We start from the raw sequence: 17,508 nt of genomic DNA, 5'->3' as shown, positions 1-17,508 counted from the left end.
CCCCGTCTGCACAGAACGACAGGGGCGCGGGGACCGTGCGACCGGCCACCGCACCGCTCGGTGCCTGGCCGTTCGCGCGGTCCCCGCGCCCCTGATCGTGTGCTCGGCTGCGCGGCTGTCGCGACTACCGGGAACGGCGGGAGAGCCGCTCGACGTCCATCAGGACCACCGCCCGGGCCTCCAGCTTCAGCCAGCCGCGGCCGGCGAAGTCGGCGAGCGCCTTGTTGACCGTCTCGCGGGAGGCGCCGACCAGCTGGGCCAGCTCCTCCTGGGTGAGGTCGTGGGCGACGTGGATGCCCTCGTCGGACTGCACGCCGAAGCGGCGCGACAGGTCCAGCAGCGCCTTGGCGACGCGGCCCGGCACGTCGGAGAAGACGAGGTCGGACATCACGTCGTTGGTCCGGCGCAGGCGGCGGGCGATGGCGCGCAGCAGCGCGATCGACACCTCGGGGCGGGCGTGCAGCAGCGGCAGCAGGTCGCCGTGGCCGAGGCCGAGCAGCTTGCACTCGGTCAGCGCGGTGGCGGTGGCGGTGCGCGGGCCCGGGTCGAACAGCGACAGCTCGCCGATCATTTCGCTGGGGCCGAGTACGGCCAGCATGTTCTCGCGGCCGTCCGGCGAGGCGCGGTGCAGCTTGACCTTGCCCTCGACCACCACGTACAGCCGATCGCCCGGGTCGCCCTCGTGGAACAGCGACTCACCGCGGGCGAGCGTCACCTCGGTCATGGAAGCGCGGAGCTCGGCAGCCTGGTCGTCGTCGAGAGCCGCGAAGAGCGCGGCGCGCCGCAGAACGTCGTCCACGAGCTTCCTCCTGCTGGTGTCTGGGCAGTGCTTTTCATCACCAAGGATGACGCATGTCGCTCCGATCATATGAGGAGGGGGTCGGCAACGGGGCCGGATATGGGGCCATTCGCACCTATCCGGGCCGTCCGGACAGCACCAGCCGCGGTGGCGTGAACCCGCCACCGGACCGTGTGTCCCGCCCGCCTCCGGCGCTGGACGGGCGGTGGATCCATGCGGTGGACCGGCGATGGATTCAGGCAGAGCCGAATCAGTACCCCCACCCCGGCGGGCCCGGCACGCTTCCCACCGGGCGGGGACCACCGCCCACCACCCAGCCCCAGGAACGGTGATCCCCGTGCCCGTCGACAGCACCCTCATCCTCCCCGACCCCGCCGCCCCGGGCACCACGACCGCCGTCACGACCGGCGTCACCGCCTCCACCCGCGCCAAGGCCCAGCGGCTGCGCGACCTGAGCGCCGGCCCCCTCCTCGTCCTCCCCAACGCCTGGGACGCCGGCAGCGCCGCGGTGGTCGCCGCCGCCGGGGCCGCCGCCATCGCCACCACCAGCGGCGGCGTCTCCTGGTCGCACGGCCTCGGCGACGGCCAGACCCTCGGCCGTACGGACGCCGTCGAGGCGGCCCGCCGGATCGTGGCCGCCGTCCCCCTCCCCGTCACCGTCGACATCGAAGGCGGCTACGGCCCGGACCCGGCGGACGTCGCCGCCACCGTCCGCGCGATGGTCGGCGCCGGCGCGGTCGGCGTCAACCTGGAGGACTCCACCGCCGTCGGCGGCCCGCTCTTCACCCCGGCCGCACAGGCCGCCCGGCTGCGCGCCGCCCGCGAGGCCGCTGCCGCGGCCGGCCTGCCGGAGCTGCTGCTCAACGCCCGCACCGACGTCTTCCTCTTCGGCATCGGCGAGGAGTCCGGCCGACTCGACGAGACCCTGCGCCGCGCGGACGCCTACGCCGAAGCGGGCGCCGACGGGATCTTCGTCCGCGGCCTGCTCGACCTCGACCTCCTCACCGCCCTCTGCGCGCGTTCACCCCTCCCGGTCAACGCCATGGCCGTCCCCGGCGGCCCGACCGTCCCCGCCCTCGCCGCCACCGGCGTCCGCCGCATCAGCCTCGGCACCGCCCTCGCCCAGGCCGCCTACACCGCCACCCGCAACGCCGCCGCCGAACTCCTCGCCACCGGCCACCACACCACCCTCGACAACGCCCTCCCCTTCGGCGACCTCAACGCCCTCTTCCACCCCTGATCGCCCGCCCCGCGCGGGGCTGGTTGGGCCGGGGTCGGTGCCGGGGATGCGGGGGTTCGGCGTAGCTTCCGCTCCTGATCGCCTGCCCCGCGCGGTGCGGGTTCGGTCGGAATCGGTGCCGGGGGTGCGGCGGTTCGGCGTAGCCTTCGGGGCTCACCGGCACCTTCCTCTTCAGCGGCCTCAAGGCCCTTTCGGCCCCCGAACGCCCGCTCCCCGCAGGGCAGGTTCGGCGGGAATCGGTGCCGGGGGTGCGGCGGTTCGGCGTAGCCTTCGGACATGGCTGAGAGCAAGGTCCGGAAGGTGGCGGCGCCGAAGGCGAAGCCGAGGAAGCCGGAGACCCATCTGGGGATGGTGCGGCGGGCGCGGAAGATCAACCGGGAGCTGGCGGAGCTGTATCCGTACGCGCATCCCGAGCTGGACTTCGACAACCCGTTCCAGCTGCTGGTGGCCACGGTGCTGTCGGCGCAGACCACGGACCTGCGGGTGAACCAGACGACGCCGGCGCTGTTCGCGAAGTACCCGACGCCGGAGGACATGGCGGCGGCGGTGCCGGAGGAGCTGGAGGAGCTGATCCGGCCGACCGGGTTCTTCCGGAACAAGGCGAAGGCGCTGCTGGGCCTGTCCGCCGCGCTGCGGGACGACTTCGGCGGCGAGGTCCCCGGCCGGCTGGAGGACCTGGTGACGCTGCCGGGCGTCGGCCGCAAGACCGCCAACGTGGTGCTCGGGAACGCCTTCGGTGTCCCGGGGATCACCGTGGACACCCACTTCGGGCGGCTCGCCCGCCGATTCGGCTGGACGGCGGAGGACGACCCGGAGAAGGTCGAGGCGGCCGTCGCCGCGATCTTCCCGAAGTCGGAGTGGACGATGCTCTCGCACCGGGTGGTCTTCCACGGCCGCCGCGTCTGCCATTCGCAGAAGCCGGCCTGCGGCGCCTGCGCGGTCGCCTCGCTCTGCCCCGCGTACGGCACGGGCGAGAAGGACCCGGAGAAGGCGGCGAAGCTGCTCAAGTACGAGCTGGCCGGGAAGCCCGGTCAGCGGCTGCGTCCGCCGGCGGACTTCCCCGGGGAGGCGGCGGCCCTGGCCGAGGCCGCGGCGCACGGCGGCGAGGTCGCGGACCTGGCGGTGGCCGAATGACGGTCGCGATCGAGCGGGACGGACTGCCCCCGTGGCTGCTGCCGGTGCGGCAGGCGGCGGAGAGCGTGCTGCCCGAGCAGTTGAGCCGCTTCCTGCCACCGGCGGAGGGCGGGCGCCCGTCGGCGGTGCTGATGCTCTTCGGCGAGGGGGAATACGGCCCGGACCTGCTGCTGATCGAGCGGGCGCGGTCGCTGCGTTCGCATGCCGGCCAGCCGTCCTTCCCGGGCGGCGCGCTGGACCCGGAGGACGGCGACCCGGCCGGCAGCGGGCCGGTGGCGGCGGCGCTGCGCGAGGCGCGCGAGGAGACCGGCCTGGATCCGTCCGGCGTGCAGATCTTCGCCACCCTGCCGCGGCTGTACATCCCGGTGAGCGGGTTCGTGGTCACGCCGGTGCTGGGGTGGTGGCGCGAGGAGTCGCCGGTGATGCCGGTGGATCCGGCCGAGACCGGAGCCGTGTTCCGGGTGCCGCTGACCGAGCTGACCGACCCGGCCAACCGGGCCCGGGTGCGGCACCCCTCCGGGTACGCCGGGCCAGGCTTCGAGGTGGCGGGCCGTCTGGTGTGGGGGTTCACCGCCGGGGTGATCGACCGGGTGCTGCACTACAGCGGACTGGAACGGCCGTGGGACACCCGCCGCACGGTGGAGCTCTCCGAGGAGGCGATCAGTCTCGCCCGGGGACGGGACTGACCCCGGCGGGCACCGGATGGACCAGGTGCTGGCCGTAGGTGGTGTCGTGGTCGCCGGAGTTGGTGATCGAGGAGACCACCGACGAGGCGACGCCCAGCACGATGTAGATGATCAGCAGGGCCTTCCCGGCGCTGCTCAGGACCAGCGGGCGGGTCGCCGTGCCGGGCTGCTTCACCAGGCCGGGCTGCCCGAGGGCACCGACCGGTGGGGCGGGCGGCCACGCACCCGCCGGAGGAGTCCCGGGGGCCGGGGCGGGAGCGGGGGCGGGCTCCGGGGCGGCGGCCGGAGCCGCGGCTGCCGGGGGAGCGGGAGGCGCGGGGGGAGCGGGAGGCGGCTGCTCCACCGCGCCGGCGCCGGGCGGTTCGCCGAAGAGCCGCTTCGGGTACGCGGAGGTCAGCAGCAGCATGTACGCCTCGAACCGCATCCGGAAGCGCAGGATCGCCGCCGTCGCCTCGAACAGGGGCTCCGGCATCCGCCCGAGGATCAGCACCACCAGCCAGTTGATCAGCGCCACCGCCCACCAGCCCGCCAGCAGCACGTACTGCACCACGCCGGCCGGGATGGCCAGGATCAGGCGGAAGAACACCGCCAGCCGGTTCAGCGGGCCCGGCCGCACCTCGACCCGGACCGGGTGCTCGGGCGCCTCGAAGCTGAACGGCGGATAGCTGTCGACGGTGAGCATCAGGTAGGCGTAGACCCGGGTCTCGTACTCCAGGTACCCGCGCAGGAAGCCGGCCGCGAAGTCCGGCAGCCGTCCCATGAACAGGGCGCCGAACCAGCCGATCACCACCACGACCAGCGCGACGATCGACAGCACCCACAGCACGATGAACTGCGGGATCAGCAGCAGCAGCCGCAGCAGCACCGTCCAGCGCCGTTGGGTTGCCGGCGCGGGGATGTCCAGCGCCGGAAGGAACTCGGTGTCCGCCTGCACGGGCGCTTCCCACATGGCCACTTCAGCCGCTCCTGCCACTTCGGTCCCGCACGGATGCCCCGACTGCTCAGACCGTCGCAAGTCCGCCGCGGGTCCGCGCGCCGGGGTGGCCCGAGCGGGCGACCGGCGTCGGGCTGTGTCCCCCGACCGGCGGGACGTGGGAGGGTATCCGGGTGAACGTCCTGGATCTGCTGCTGATCGCCGCCGCGCTGGGCTTCGCCGTCTCCGGCTACCGGCAGGGATTCGTGGTCGGCGTGCTGTCCGTGATCGGCTTCCTCGGCGGTGGCCTGATCGCGGTGCAACTGCTGCCACTGCTGCTGCGCCACATCGGCCCGGGGACCACCGCCTCGGTGGTCGCCGTGGTGGTGGTGATCGTGCTGGCTGCGGTCGGCCAGGCGGTCACCACGCATTTCGGCTGGAAGCTGCGCGGCCGGATCGGCCAGGGCCGGGTGAAGACCCTGGACGCGATCGGCGGCTCGCTGGTCAACGTGGTCTCGATGCTGCTGGTGGCGTGGCTGATCGGGGCGGCGCTGGCCGGCACCTCGCTGCCGACCGTCTCCAAGCAGGTCCGCACCTCCAAGGTGCTCGGAGCCGTCCAGGACACGCTGCCCTCGGACGCGCCGAACTGGTTCTCCGACTTCTCCAAGGAACTGGCCCGCAACGGCTTCCCGCAGGTGTTCAACCCCTTCGAGGCGGAGCGGATCACCGAGGTCGAGGCCCCGGACCCGGCCCTGGCCAACAGCCCGGCCGTCCAGAAGGCCAAGCAGAGCCTGGTGAAGGTGGTCGGCACCGCCACCGCCTGCGGCAAGACGCTGGAGGGCAGCGGCTTCGTCTTCGCCCCGCACCGGGTGATGACCAACGCCCACGTGGTCGGCGGCGTGGACGAGCCGACCGTGCAGATCGCCGGCGCCGGACAGCTCTACGACGCCACCGTGGTCCGCTACGACTGGCAGCGCGACATCGCCGTCCTGGACGTGCCCAAGCTCAACGCGCCGCCGCTGAACTTCGCCGGCGAGGCCCGCACCAACGACAGCGCGATCGTCGCCGGCTTCCCGGAGAACGGCGCCTTCAACGTCCAGCCCGCCCGCATCCGCGGCCGGATCCAGGCCAACGGTCCCGACATCTACCACCGCGGCCAGGTGGTCCGCGACGTCTACTCGGTGCGCTCGCTGGTCCGCCAGGGCAACAGTGGCGGCCCGCTGCTCACCCCCGAGGGCCAGGTCTACGGCGTGGTCTTCGCCAAGTCGCTGGACAGCCCCGACACCGGGTACGTGCTCACCTCCGCCGAGGTCCGGGACGACGTCACCCAGGGCGCCACGGCGACCGGCCGGGTGGACACCGAGGGCTGCGCGCTCTGACGGCCCGGGGCCGATCGCTGTGGCTTCGCGGGGCCGATCGCTGCGCCTCCGCGGCCTGTGCGCCTGCGTGCCTCGGGCGCCCCGCCGATCGCCTCTGACGCGCTGTCCGCCGCGCTGTCCGTCGCTCCTGATAACGTCGGCCGCGCTCACCCGTTCGGCCCACCAGGGCCGCGGCCGGGAGGAGCCCGACGGGAGGTCAGAGAAGCGACATGATGGGTCACTCGCACGCGGTCAGCGGCGCGATGCTGTTCGCGGCGTCCGCACCGTTCCTGCCCCCGCTGCTGGGCATCCACCTGCAGCCGGCCGACATCCTGATGGGCACGGTGCTGTGCGCCGGAGCGGCCCTGCTGCCGGACCTCGACCACCACGACGGCACCATTGCCAACTTCCTCGGCCCGGTCTCCAAGGTGATCTGCCAGTTCGTGGCGTGGGTCTCCGGCGGCCACCGCAAGGCGACCCACTCGCTGCTGTTCGTGGCCCTGATGGGCCTCGGCAGCTGGGCCGGGATCACCTTCCTGGGGCGCAACTTCACCCTCGGCCTGACGTTCTTCCTGCTCGCCATGGCGATCCGGGCGCTGCGCCTGCACCCGCCGGGGGACGGGCCGACCGCCTGGGTCACCGTGATGGGCATGGCGGCGCTCGGCACCGCGGGCATGAACAACTGGATGCCCAGCGCCCCGGGCTGGCTGCCGTACGCGGTGGCCCTCGGCACGCTGGCGCACCTGCTCGGCGACTGCCTCACCAAGCAGGGCGCGCCGCTGCTGTGGCCGCACAAGGAGCGCTACGAGATCGTGCTGATCAAGCGCACCGGGAACGACATCGAGACCAAGATCCTCGTCCCGGTGATGACGATCGCGACCTTCGTGCTGCTCTGGTTCACCGCGGTCTCGCCGACCGTGCTGACCTGACGGCAGCCGTACGACGGCAGCCGTACAGGCTCGGGGCGTTCGGGCGGCAGGCGTTCGGACGGTAAGCGTTCGGAGTGCTCACCACGGGGCGCGGGGCTTCAGGCCTCGCGCCTCAGTCGTGCGCCCACCCAGCGGGCCCGGCGGCCGAGGATCCGCGGGATGCCCAGCCGTGTGCTGCCCCCGCGTCGCGACCGTCCGGCCGGCTCGTACGGCTGGTAGGGCCATTCGGGCTGGCGGTTGACGCTCTGCGAACCGCTGCGGCGACGTCGGCGCGGGGTTCCATCGCTTTCGGGCATCCAGGTCATATGGGAGGGATTCCCGTGGGCTGTGCGGAGTAACCGCCTCCGAGGGATGCGACTGGTCTATGCGATTGTCATATTTACGTCAGGCGGTGTGCGGAGCATCGACCCGACGGTCCGTCAGTCCTTGTGCTGGCCGATCCAGTTGAGCAGTTCCTCCGTGAACTGATCCGGCGTCTCCTCGTGGGGGAAGTGCCCCACCCCGGGCAGCAGCCGCCACCGGTACGGCGCCTCCACGTACTCGCCCGCGCCCAGCGCCGTCTGCGCGAGCAGTACCGGGTCGGCGGCGCCGTGGACGTGCAGGGTCGGCGCGGTGATCGGCCGCTTCATCCGGCGGGCGAACTGGATGCCGTCCGGACGGGCCATCGAGCGCAGCAGCCAGCGGTACGGCTCGATCGAGCAGTGCGCGGTGCTCGGCACCTGGATCGCCTGCCGGTAGGCGTGGATCGCCTCCGGCTCCAGCGTGTTCGGCCCGGTCCAGGCGTTCAGGTATTCGCCGACCAGGGCGGCGTCGTCGGCGACCAGCCGGCGCTCGGGGATCCACGGCCGCTGGAAGCCCAGCACGTGCTCGAACGCCGCCATCTGCCGGCGGTCGGTGAGCAGCGCCCGGCGCAGGTGGCGCGGGTGCGCGGCGGACACCACGGTCAGGCTCTGGATCACCGAGGGCCGCATCACGGCGGCGACCCAGCCGAGCGTGCCGCCGGTGGCGTGGCCGACCAGGTGCGCGCGCCGTTCGCCGAGCGAGCGGATCACGCCGGTGATGTCCAGCGCCAGGTTGCCCGGGTCGTAGCCGCGCGGCGTGCGGTCGCTGCCGCCCATGCCGCGCAGGTCGACCGCCACCGCCCGGTAGCCCGCCGCGGCGAGCGCGGTGAGCTGGTGGCGCCACGCCCACCAGTACTGCGGCCAGCCGTGCACCAGCAGCACCAGCGGACCGTCACCGGCCTCGGCGATGTGGAAGCGCGCGCCGTTGGCCGCCAGGTCGCGGTGGGTCCACGGTCCGACGGAGCGGACGCTCCACGCGGGCGCGGGCGCGGGCGCGGGCGCGGGTACCGGTGCGGGCGCGGGCGTTGGCGCGGGCGTTGGCGTGGGCACCTTCTCGGGTCCCTTGGGCGACTCCACGGGCTCTTGTGCCGGCCGCTCAACGGGCGCGCCCTCCACGGGCTTCTGGTCCAACGACATACCCCGCAGCCTGTCATACCGGGGACGGGAACACGGCCACGGCACCCGCGGGACACGGCCTTGGCCCCGGTGGAACGCGCCCCAGCACCGGCAGTACGCGCCCCCGGCACTTACCGGATCGCGCCCGCCGTTACGCGCCCCTGCGCTCGACCGGAGGCCGCCTACCGTGTGGTGGGCGGCCTGCCCGTCCCCGTCCCGGCCCGGCTACGGGATGCGGCCCAGCGCGCGGTCGATCTCCTCCTTGGTGGCCGGGCGGGGACGGGCGTTCTTCAGCACGTCCGCGGTCGCCTGGGCACCCGCGATGGCCCGCTCCGGCTTCTGGATCTTCTTCACCGAGCGCAGCGCGAGCAGGCCCAGCGTGATCGCCACCAGCAGGTACACGCCGCCGACGATCAGGAAGGACCAGCCCAGGGTCAGGCCCAGCGCGCGCAGCCCGTACGCCGCCGCGAAGCTCAGCATCGGGATGGCGGCCAGCGCCACCACGCCGGCGACGGTGACCGAGACACCGGCGCCGACACCGCGCTTCACCTCGGTCCGGATCTCCGCCTTGGCGAGCGCGATCTCGTCGTGGACCAGCGCCGACAGGTCCGCCGTCACCGCGGCGAAGAGCTGACCGAACGAGCGCTCACCCTCGAGTGGGGTGCGCTGGTTACCGGACGGGTCTGCGGCTCCTGCGGCCATCGGCGGTCTCCAATCAGAATTCACATGCGTCGACAGCTCAGCATCATGCCCCTACCGGTCAGTCAGACACCACTCCGGGGCCGCCTCGGGACGGCGTGTCACCTGATCTGTTGGTACACGTCGGGGATCCCGTCGCCGTCCGAATCCCGGTCCTCGTCCTCGCAGAGCTGCCGGTAGTGGCGGTTGCGCAGCTTCAGCAGCACGGTGGCGACCAGGGCGCAGAGCACCGAGCCGACCAGGACCGCGGCCTTGGCCTTGTCGGCCAGCGCCTCGCTCTCGGGGAAGGCGAGCTCGCTGATCAGCAGGGAGACGGTGAAGCCGATACCGGCGAGGGTGGAGACCGCGAACAGGTCGGCCCACCGCAACTGTGGATTCAGCTCGGCCCGGGTGAACCGGGCGGTCAGCCAGGTGCCGCAGAAGACCCCGACCGTCTTGCCGACCAGCAGGCCGAGGACGATCCCGAGCGGCGTGGCCTGGGTGAACACCTCACGCAGCGCCGGACCGGAGATCGTCACCCCGGCCGCGAACAGCGCGAAGACCGGCACGGCGAACCCGGCCGACAGCGGCCGCACCAGGTGCTCGATGTGCTCGCCCGGGGACTGCTCCTCCTCGCCCTCGGTGTGGCAGCGCAGCATCAGACCCATGGCCACACCGGCGACGGTGGCGTGCACCCCGCTCTCGTGCATCAGCGCCCAGATCACGAACGCCAGCGGCACGAACAGGTACCAGCCGTGGACGCCGCGGCGGTGCAGGAACCAGAACAGCACCAGCCCGGCCAGCGCCCCTCCCAGCGCCCAGAACTTGATGCCCGAGCTGTAGAAGATCGCGATGATCAGGATCGCGATCAGGTCGTCCACCACGGCGAGGGTGAGCAGGAACGCGCGCAGGGGGGACGGCAGATGACTGCCCACCACGGCCAGCACGCCGAGCGCGAAGGCGATGTCGGTTGCGGTCGGGATCGCCCAGCCGCCCGGATGGCCGCCGGCACCGGAGTTGGTGACCGCGTACACGATCGCGGGCATCGCCACCCCGCAGGCCGCCGCCGCCACCGGCAGCAGCGCCGCCCTCGGGGTGCGCAGCTCGCCGGCCACGAACTCGCGCTTGAGCTCGATCCCGGCCACGAAGAAGAAGATCGTCAACAGCCCGTCGTTGGCCCACGCCTCCAGGCTCAGGTCCAGGTGCAGCGGCGAGGACGGGCCGATGGTGTACGCGCTGACCGTCTCGTACGCGTGCGGCCAGACGTTCGCCCAGATCAGTGCCACCACGGCGGCGAGCAGCAGCAACACACCGCCGACGGTCTCGGTGCGCAGCGCTTCGGTGATGAAGCGCCGCTCCGGCAGCGGGAGCAGTCCGAGGAACTGGCGGCGGCGCTCGGTCGGCGGCGTGGCCACGCGGAGACCTCCTGGAGGTGGGTTTCGGTCAACGGTCGCACCCACCGTGCGGTGATGCACGTGTGGTGCGGTGCCGACCAGACTTCCCGGCGCGCCTGAAGAGATCGTTTGCTTCATCCCAATGAGGGATCTTGTTGCGTTGTTGACATCCTACCCGGGCCGGAACGGGTCGACCTTGACCGATCCTGGCTGGACCCGGGCAGGCTCCGGAGCCCGGTCCTGACTCGGACTGGTTCGAGCGGATGCGGATGGCCCTTGCGGTTCCTGTCGTCAACCGCAGCTTCCGCTCTTCAATGGGCTGCTCGACCATGCTCGGTCACGCCTGCTCGGCCATCCCGCTCCAGTCATCCCTGTCTGATCGCACTCGAACGTGCTTGAACATTCTTGAACATGCTCGACCCGAGCGGAAAGGACTCCCATCCGTATGGACGCGGCCGGTTGACCGGACATGGGGAACCTGGCTCCCCGTTCCGAACTGGCTCGCCGCCTGTGCCCGATCTTCGCCAGCCCCGCACCCGCCCCGGGCTTCGCCCTCGCCGTGATCGCCGGCGGGGAACGCGTCGTCGCCTGCTGCGGCTACGCCGACCGGGACGGCCTCCGCACCATCCGAGCCGACACCCGCTTCGAGCTCGGCTCGGCCGCCAAGACCTTCACCGCACTGCTGCTCGCCGAGACGGTCGTGCGCGGCGACGTCCGCTACGACGACCCGATCGACGACTACCTGCCCACGGGAGCCGTCCCCGGCTATCGCCACGAACGGCCGATCACCCTCCTCCACCTCGCCACCCACACCTCAGGCCTGCCCCCGCCGCCGTACCGCACTGGTTCACCAGCCCGTACGACACCCTCAGTGCCGCCCACCTGCTGTGCGCCCTGTCTCCGCACCCCGGTTCGCGGCACCGCCGACACGCAGGTTCGCTACTCCGGCCTCGGCGCCGGACTCCTCGGCCCTGGTGCTGGAGAGCGCGGGCGGCCGGCTACGGGGACCTACTGGCCGCCCGGGTCTGTGAACCGTTCGGTCTGGTCGACACCTTGTGCGGCTTCAGCCGCGAATCGGCCAACCGCTACCGGCGGGGACGCCGGGTGCCCTCGTTCAAGATTCCGGCCCTGCCCGGCTCTATGGGCGGCTTCACCGCTTTCGCCGGGTTCAACCGTGCCGCGCAGGTGGGGCTGGTTGCGCTGGCGCCATCGGCCCGTCGGTCCGGCGGCGCTTCGTCCAGACCGCGTACGAGACGCTGCGGGAGCTGGGTGAGGTGGGGGAGCAGAGGATGTCCGGCTGAACGCCGAGGGCCCGCTCCGCGTGCGATGCGCGCGAAGCGGGCCCTGCCGGCGTGGCCGGTGTGCCTGATGTGGCCGGTGTGTCCGGAAGAACCGTCTGCCGGTTGCGGATCAGCTCTCGTCGGTGCCCGACGGCAGCTGGGCCTGGATCAGGTTCATCACCGAGGAGTCGGCCAGCGTGGTGGTGTCGCCCACCTCGCGGCCCTCGGCGATGTCGCGCAGCAGGCGGCGCATGATCTTGCCGGAACGGGTCTTCGGCAGCTCGGCGACCACCTTGATCTGCTTCGGCTTGGCGATCGGACCGAGCGTCTTGCCGACGTGGTTGCGCAGCTCGGCGATCAGCTCCTCGCTGGCGGTCGCGGTGCCGCGCAGGATCACGAAGGCGACGATGGCCTGGCCGGTGGTGGCGTCGGTGGCGCCGACGACCGCGGACTCCGCGACGGCCGGGTGGCCGACCAGCGCCGACTCCACCTCGGTCGTCGAGATGTTGTGGCCCGAGACGAGCATGACGTCGTCGACCCGGCCGAGCAGCCAGATGTCGCCGTCGTCGTCCTTCTTGGCGCCATCGCCGGCGAAGTAGCGGCCCTCGAAGCGCGACCAGTAGGTGTCGATGTAGCGCTGGTCGTCACCCCAGATGGTGCGAAGCATGGACGGCCACGGCTCGGTGAGGACCAGGTAGCCGCCGGAGCCGTTCGGCACCTCGCGGGCCTCGTCGTCCACGACCGTGGCGGCGATGCCGGGCAGCGCGCGCTGGGCCGAGCCCGGCTTGGTCTCGGTGACGCCCGGCAGCGGGCTGATCATGATCGCGCCGGTCTCGGTCTGCCACCAGGTGTCCACGATCGGGCAGCGGCCGCCGCCGATGTGCTCGCGGTACCAGATCCACGCCTCGGGGTTGATCGGCTCGCCGACCGAGCCCAGCACCCGGAGGCTGGACAGGTCGAACTTCGCCGGGATGTCGTCGCCCCACTTCATGAAGGTGCGGATCGCGGTGGGCGCGGTGTAGAGGATGGTGACGCCGTACTTCTGGACGACCTCCCAGAACCGGCCCTGGTGCGGCGTGTCCGGGGTGCCCTCGTACAGGACCTGGGTGGCGCCGTTGGAGAGCGGGCCGTAGACGATGTACGAGTGACCGGTGACCCAGCCGATGTCGGCGGTGCACCAGTAGACGTCGGTCTCCGGCTTGAGGTCGAAGACGGCGTTGTGGGTGAAGCTCGCCTGGGTGAGGTAGCCGCCCGAGGTGTGCAGGATGCCCTTGGGCTTACCCGTGGTGCCGCTGGTGTAGAGGATGAACAGCGGCTGCTCGGCGTCGTGCGCCTCGGGGGTGTGCTCGGTGGACTGGCGCTCGACCGCCTCGTGCCACCAGACGTCGCGGCCCTCGGTCCACTCGACCTCCTGGCCGGTGCGGCGGACGACCAGGACCTTCTCCACCCGGTCGACGCGGGTGAGCGCCTCGTCGACGGCGGGCTTGAGCGCGGACGGCTTGCCGCGGCGGTAGCCGCCGTCGGCGGTGATCACCAGCTTGGCGTCGGCGTCCTCGATCCGGGAGGCCAGGGCGTCGGCGGAGAAGCCGCCGAAGACCACGGAGTGGGCGGCGCCGATGCGGGCGCAGGCGAGCATCGCCACGACCGCCTCGGGGATCATCGGCATGTAGACGGCGACCCGGTCGCCCTTGGCCACGCCCAGCTCCAGCAGGGCGTTGGCGGCCTGTGAGACCTCGTCCTTCAGCTGCGCGTAGGTGATCGCGCGGCTGTCGCCGGGCTCGCCCTCGAAGTGGATGGCGACCCGGTCGCCGTTGCCCGCCTCGACGTGCCGGTCGACGCAGTTGTACGCCACGTTGAGCTTGCCGTCGGCGAACCACTTCGCGAAGGGCGGGTTCGACCAGTCCAGGGTCTCGGTGGGCTCGACCGCCCAGGTGAGGCGGCGGGCCTGCTCGGCCCAGAAACCGAGCCGGTCCTCGGAGGCCTGCGCGTAGGCGGCCGCGGTGACGTTGGCCGCGCCGGCGAGGTCAGCCGGCGGGGCGAAGCGCCGCTCCTCCTTCAGCAGGTTCGCCAGGCTCTCGTTGCTCAACGCGCACTCCTCATCGAATCTCATCTGCGGGGACTCCCCGTGCGAAGGGATTGTCCCGTGTGTCCCAGCGCACAGCTCACCAGGCAAACAGGTGTGTTGACAAGAGGCGTCCGCGAATTGGTGTAGACCTTTGATTGCTCGCGGGCTCGTCACCAGCTTCAGCACTGGGATCGCGGCCACATTGCCGCTGCACAGAGGCTTGACGACCTGACATACCAGTACTCCACTGACAGTGCACCTGTACCTCGCCAGGTCTCCCTGCCGCCAGGCCGGCCTGCCCGACTCGCGGCCGGCCGCGTCCTCCCGTTCAGGCTCCGCGTTCCGGTTTTCCCGTTCCGGCTTTCCCGTTTCCGTCTCCCCGTTCCGGGTCCTCGCTTCCGCGGCGGTCCTCCCTCGCGGCAGTCCTCCCCGCATCAGCCCTCTTCCGTTTCCGCGAACGGAGGTCGAGTCATGTCCGGACCGTCCTTTTCTCCCGCATCCCCTCCCCTCGCAGGCGACTTCGCCGTGGTCCGCATGGACGGCCACGTCGGACGCCTCATCCGTTTCGGCCAGTGGCTCAACGGCGATGGGTTCGCCGACTACGAGCACGCCTTCGTCTACCTCGGCGACGGTGAGCTGGTCGAAGCCCAGCCCGGCGGCGCCGAACTCCGCCCCCTCTCCGTCTATGACGGCCGGCCGATGCTCTGGTCGACCGGCCACTACCCCCTCACCGCAGGGCAGCGCGACGAGATCGTCGCTGCAGCTCGCCGCTACATCGGTGTCCCGTACAGCTTCACCGACTACGCGGCGCTCGCCGCTGCCCGCTTCCATCTGCCCGTCGGCTTTGTCCTCCGTCGCTATGTCGCGGACACACGCCACATGATCTGCTCCCAACTGGTCGACCAGTGCTACCAGGACGCCGGAGTTCGGCTGTTCGACGACGGCCGGTGGCCCGGCTATGTCACCCCGGCCGACCTGGCCAAGTTGCTGAGTCACTGACTCAGCGCTGGTGACGAGTTGTTCGTGCCGCCTTGGCCGGTCGTGGCCAGCCCTTGCGGGCTTGCGGCTTGCCGGGGCGCCTGGGGCGGAGGACGGTTCCGGGGGGGGCTGGTGCCGGGTGGGCAACCCGGCACCGCTTCTGCACAACCCGGGTCAGGCCGCGAGCTGTTGGGTCTCCTTCGGGCCGGTGGGCAGCTCCGCCGAGACCGGGGCGAACCGACCGCTGCTCCGGTCCAGGACGTACGCCTGGGCGGTGGCGAAGTCGAAGTACATCCCGACCAGTTGCAGCGCGCCTTCGGCCACCCGGCGCTCCACGGCCGGGTTGGCCAGCAGTTGGTCGAGCTGTTGGACGACGTTGGTGATGCAGAGCTGCTCCACGAGGTCCGCCACCGGACGGTCGGCGAACTCGGCCGGCACCCGGCGAAGCCGCGCCAGCGAGCCCCGACCGTTGCGCAGCCAGCGGGTCAGCGGGGAGGGCGGACCGGACTGCTCGTGAACCCCGTCGAGCAAGGCTTTCATCGCGCCGCATCCGGAGTGCCCGCAGATCGTGATGCTGCCGACCTCCAGGGCCTCCACCGCGTACTGCACGGCGGCGGCCACGGAGTCGTCGGCCGCGCCGGGTTCGTGCGGTGCGGGCACCAGGTTGCCGACGTTGCGAACGGTGAACAGGTCGCCCGGGCCGCTGTTGGTGATCATGCTGGTCACCATCCGGGAGTCGGCGCAGGTCAGGAAGAGCTGCGAGGGCGCTTGGCCGTCCCGGGCCAGCCGCGCGAGGTCGTGCCGGACGAGCGGCGCGGTGTGCAACTGGAAGCCGCGCACTCCGTCCATCAGGCGGCCGTGCGGATCGCTGTCGCCCTGCTCGATGCAGTGGTGGCCGACCCAGGGCGTCCAGGCACGGCACCGGTGCGGACCGGCCGAACTGCCCGCGCGTACCGTGCCGTCGGGATCCAGGGCCTCGTCGGCCTGGCGGTCCGTCAGCATCGACACCTGGCCGCCGGACGCCTGGTGGCTCACCCGCCAGGTGTGCAGGGCCTCGTACGCCGCGTGGTCGAGGAACGAGCCGTCGTGGCAGACCGTGACCCGGGCGCCGGCCGGGATCCTTGCCAGGGCCCGGGTCAGCTTCGGTACGGCGGCGAAGGTGAGCGGGCCGTGGGTGCGTACGGCGTGAGCGCCATCGGCCTCGGCGAGTACGTCCACGTGCGCCCGGGTCAGCCGGTACAGCGCGAGGAGCACCGCCACCGTGCCGCCGAGAGCCACCCCGAGCGGGACGCCGAGCAGAACCACGCCGAGCACGGTGACGAGGTAGACGGGGAACTCGCGGTGTCGGTGAACCCGGCGAATGTGGGCGAAGCTGACCATCTGGACGCCCACGACGAGAACCAGCGCGGCCAGCGCCGCGAGCGGAATCCGGCGTAGCCCGCCGGTCAGGGCGACAGCGGCCACCACGACCCAGCAGCCGTGCAGCACGGCGGACATCCGGGTCGCCGCGCCCGCTTGGACGTTGGCGGTGCTGCGCACCGCTCCACCCGCGACGGGAAGCCCGCCGAGCATCCCCGAGCAGAGGTTGGCGGCACCCTGGGCGCGCAGTTCGCGGTTGAGGTCGCCGGTGCGGTGGGTCATCCGGTCGATGGCGACCGAGGAGAGGAGCGACTCGACCCCGGCCACGGCGGTGACGGTCAGGACCAGGCCGAGCAGCGTCGGCCAGTGCGCGGCGAGCACCGAGCCGTTCGGCAGCGACGCGGTCTCGTGGTGCTGCCAGGACGGAAGCTCGACCCGGGCCATCCGGAAGCCGGCGCCGAGGGACAGGGCTGTGGCGGCGGCGACCGCGACCAGGGCCGCGGGGACCCGGGTGAGCGCGGCGCCGATCCGGCCCGCCCGGCCCGGGAGCCTGCGCAGTCGCGGCCACCGGTAGAGCACGGAGAGGGCCACCAGGCCGACGATCAGTGCGGGTGGGTGCGGTCCGGCCAGCTGGCCGGGGAGAGCGATCAGATCGGCCAGGGCGGAGCTCTGCGGCGAGCCGCCGAGGATCACGTGCAGTTGGGCGATCGCGATGGTCAGGCCGACGCCGGCCAGCATGCCGTGGATGATCGCGGGCGAGACGGCGAGGGCGGCCCTGGCGACCCGGAGGGTGCCGAGGAGGAGTTGGAGCAGCCCGGCCGCGACGGTGACGGCGCAGGCGGTCTGCCAGCCGAACTGGGCGATCACGCCGGCGGTGATGACCGTGAGGGCGGCCGAGGGGCCGCTGACCTGAAGCGGTGTGCCGCCGAGGAGGCCGGCCACCAGACCGCCGACGGCTGCGGCCACCAGGCCTGCGGTGAGCGGTGCCCCGGTGGCCAGGGCGATGCCGAGGGCGAACGGCACGGCGATGAGGAACACCGCCAGTGAGGCCGGCAGGTCGTGCAGCAGCGAGGTGCCGATGCGGCCGGGGGGCGCGGGCGGCGGCGCGTGGTCGGTGGTGTCCGAGGGAGTGGGAGCGCTGGAGAGATCGAGGGTCATGGTCTTCCCGTCTTTCCGGGGGAACGAACGCAGTCAGGTCCGGAGGAGGTGCTCGGAGTCGGATCGGCTGTCGTGGGTCG

The 17,508-nt window shown here is 72.2% G+C and carries 14 protein-coding genes; 7 read left to right on the top strand and 7 right to left on the bottom strand.

All coding sequences use genetic code 11. The annotated features are described in order from the left end of the window. Positions 1 to 124 precede the first annotated feature (124 nt). Positions 125 to 799, bottom strand: coding sequence for a Crp/Fnr family transcriptional regulator (locus tag FHR36_RS30240; RefSeq protein WP_253802339.1), 675 nt, complete (start codon positions 797 to 799; stop codon positions 125 to 127). A gap of 442 nt (positions 800 to 1,241) precedes the next feature. On the opposite strand from FHR36_RS30240, the gene FHR36_RS30235 reads away from it, so the two are divergent. The 3 genes from FHR36_RS30235 (at position 1,242) to FHR36_RS30225 (ending at position 3,859) form a co-directional block, all read left to right on the top strand. Then, a complete protein-coding gene (locus FHR36_RS30235) occupies positions 1,242 to 2,039 on the top strand; it encodes an isocitrate lyase/PEP mutase family protein (protein WP_253803204.1) in 798 nt (265 codons plus the stop codon). 276 nt (positions 2,040 to 2,315) lie between these two features. Then, positions 2,316 to 3,173: an endonuclease III gene (nth, locus tag FHR36_RS30230; protein WP_253802338.1), complete on the top strand. Its 858-nt coding sequence runs from the start codon at positions 2,316 to 2,318 to the stop codon at positions 3,171 to 3,173. Beyond that, positions 3,170 to 3,859 (top strand): NUDIX hydrolase, encoded by a 690-nt coding sequence (locus FHR36_RS30225; protein WP_253802337.1) that lies wholly within the window; start codon positions 3,170 to 3,172, stop codon positions 3,857 to 3,859. Before nth ends, FHR36_RS30225 begins: the two co-directional genes overlap by 4 nt. On the opposite strand, the gene FHR36_RS40100 is transcribed toward FHR36_RS30225, so the two are convergent. Continuing rightward, positions 3,834 to 4,808: a DUF4389 domain-containing protein gene (locus FHR36_RS40100; RefSeq protein WP_308199703.1), complete on the bottom strand. Its 975-nt coding sequence runs from the start codon at positions 4,806 to 4,808 to the stop codon at positions 3,834 to 3,836. The two genes, FHR36_RS30225 and FHR36_RS40100, sit on opposite strands and share 26 nt — an antisense overlap. 158 nt (positions 4,809 to 4,966) lie before the next feature. Between FHR36_RS40100 and FHR36_RS30215 the strand changes: the two genes are divergently transcribed. Continuing rightward, on the top strand, positions 4,967 to 6,151 hold the full coding sequence (locus FHR36_RS30215) for a MarP family serine protease (RefSeq protein WP_253802336.1): 1,185 nt from the start codon (positions 4,967 to 4,969) through the stop codon (positions 6,149 to 6,151). 209 nt (positions 6,152 to 6,360) lie between these two features. Then, positions 6,361 to 7,059 (top strand): metal-dependent hydrolase, encoded by a 699-nt coding sequence (locus tag FHR36_RS30210; protein ID WP_253802334.1) that lies wholly within the window; start codon positions 6,361 to 6,363, stop codon positions 7,057 to 7,059. Between the two features lie 419 nt (positions 7,060 to 7,478). On the opposite strand, the gene FHR36_RS30205 is transcribed toward FHR36_RS30210, so the two are convergent. From FHR36_RS30205 to nhaA, 3 genes are all read right to left on the bottom strand, one after another. Next, positions 7,479 to 8,450 (bottom strand): alpha/beta fold hydrolase, encoded by a 972-nt coding sequence (locus FHR36_RS30205; RefSeq protein WP_253802332.1) that lies wholly within the window; start codon positions 8,448 to 8,450, stop codon positions 7,479 to 7,481. A 291-nt stretch (positions 8,451 to 8,741) separates the two neighbouring features. Further along, positions 8,742 to 9,218 (bottom strand): phage holin family protein, encoded by a 477-nt coding sequence (locus FHR36_RS30200; protein ID WP_253802330.1) that lies wholly within the window; start codon positions 9,216 to 9,218, stop codon positions 8,742 to 8,744. A 98-nt stretch (positions 9,219 to 9,316) separates the two neighbouring features. Continuing rightward, positions 9,317 to 10,609 carry a Na+/H+ antiporter NhaA gene (gene nhaA, locus FHR36_RS30195; protein ID WP_253802327.1) on the bottom strand — a complete coding sequence of 431 codons (1,293 nt, stop codon included), beginning with the start codon at positions 10,607 to 10,609 and terminating at the stop codon, positions 9,317 to 9,319. Positions 10,610 to 11,057: 448 nt separating this feature from the next. Here nhaA and FHR36_RS40395 point away from each other — a divergent pair, with 448 nt between their 5' ends. Further along, on the top strand, positions 11,058 to 11,861 hold the full coding sequence (locus FHR36_RS40395) for a serine hydrolase domain-containing protein (protein ID WP_407660869.1): 804 nt from the start codon (positions 11,058 to 11,060) through the stop codon (positions 11,859 to 11,861). A 137-nt stretch (positions 11,862 to 11,998) separates the two neighbouring features. On the opposite strand, the gene acs is transcribed toward FHR36_RS40395, so the two are convergent. Beyond that, positions 11,999 to 13,954: an acetate--CoA ligase gene (gene acs, locus FHR36_RS30190; protein WP_253802325.1), complete on the bottom strand. Its 1,956-nt coding sequence runs from the start codon at positions 13,952 to 13,954 to the stop codon at positions 11,999 to 12,001. 513 nt (positions 13,955 to 14,467) lie between these two features. Between acs and FHR36_RS30185 the strand changes: the two genes are divergently transcribed. Beyond that, positions 14,468 to 14,932, top strand: a complete 465-nt coding sequence (locus FHR36_RS30185; protein ID WP_253802323.1) for a hypothetical protein — start codon at positions 14,468 to 14,470, stop codon at positions 14,930 to 14,932. A gap of 153 nt (positions 14,933 to 15,085) precedes the next feature. On the opposite strand, the gene FHR36_RS30180 is transcribed toward FHR36_RS30185, so the two are convergent. After that, on the bottom strand, positions 15,086 to 17,428 hold the full coding sequence (locus FHR36_RS30180; RefSeq protein WP_253802321.1) for a SulP family inorganic anion transporter: 2,343 nt from the start codon (positions 17,426 to 17,428) through the stop codon (positions 15,086 to 15,088). Between the last annotated feature and the right edge of the window lie 80 nt (positions 17,429 to 17,508).

The sequence above is a fragment of the Kitasatospora cinereorecta genome, from assembly GCF_024172095.1.
Taxonomy (GTDB): Bacteria; Actinomycetota; Actinomycetes; order Streptomycetales; family Streptomycetaceae; genus Kitasatospora; species Kitasatospora cinereorecta.
This window is presented reverse-complemented; position numbering and strand designations above follow the sequence as displayed.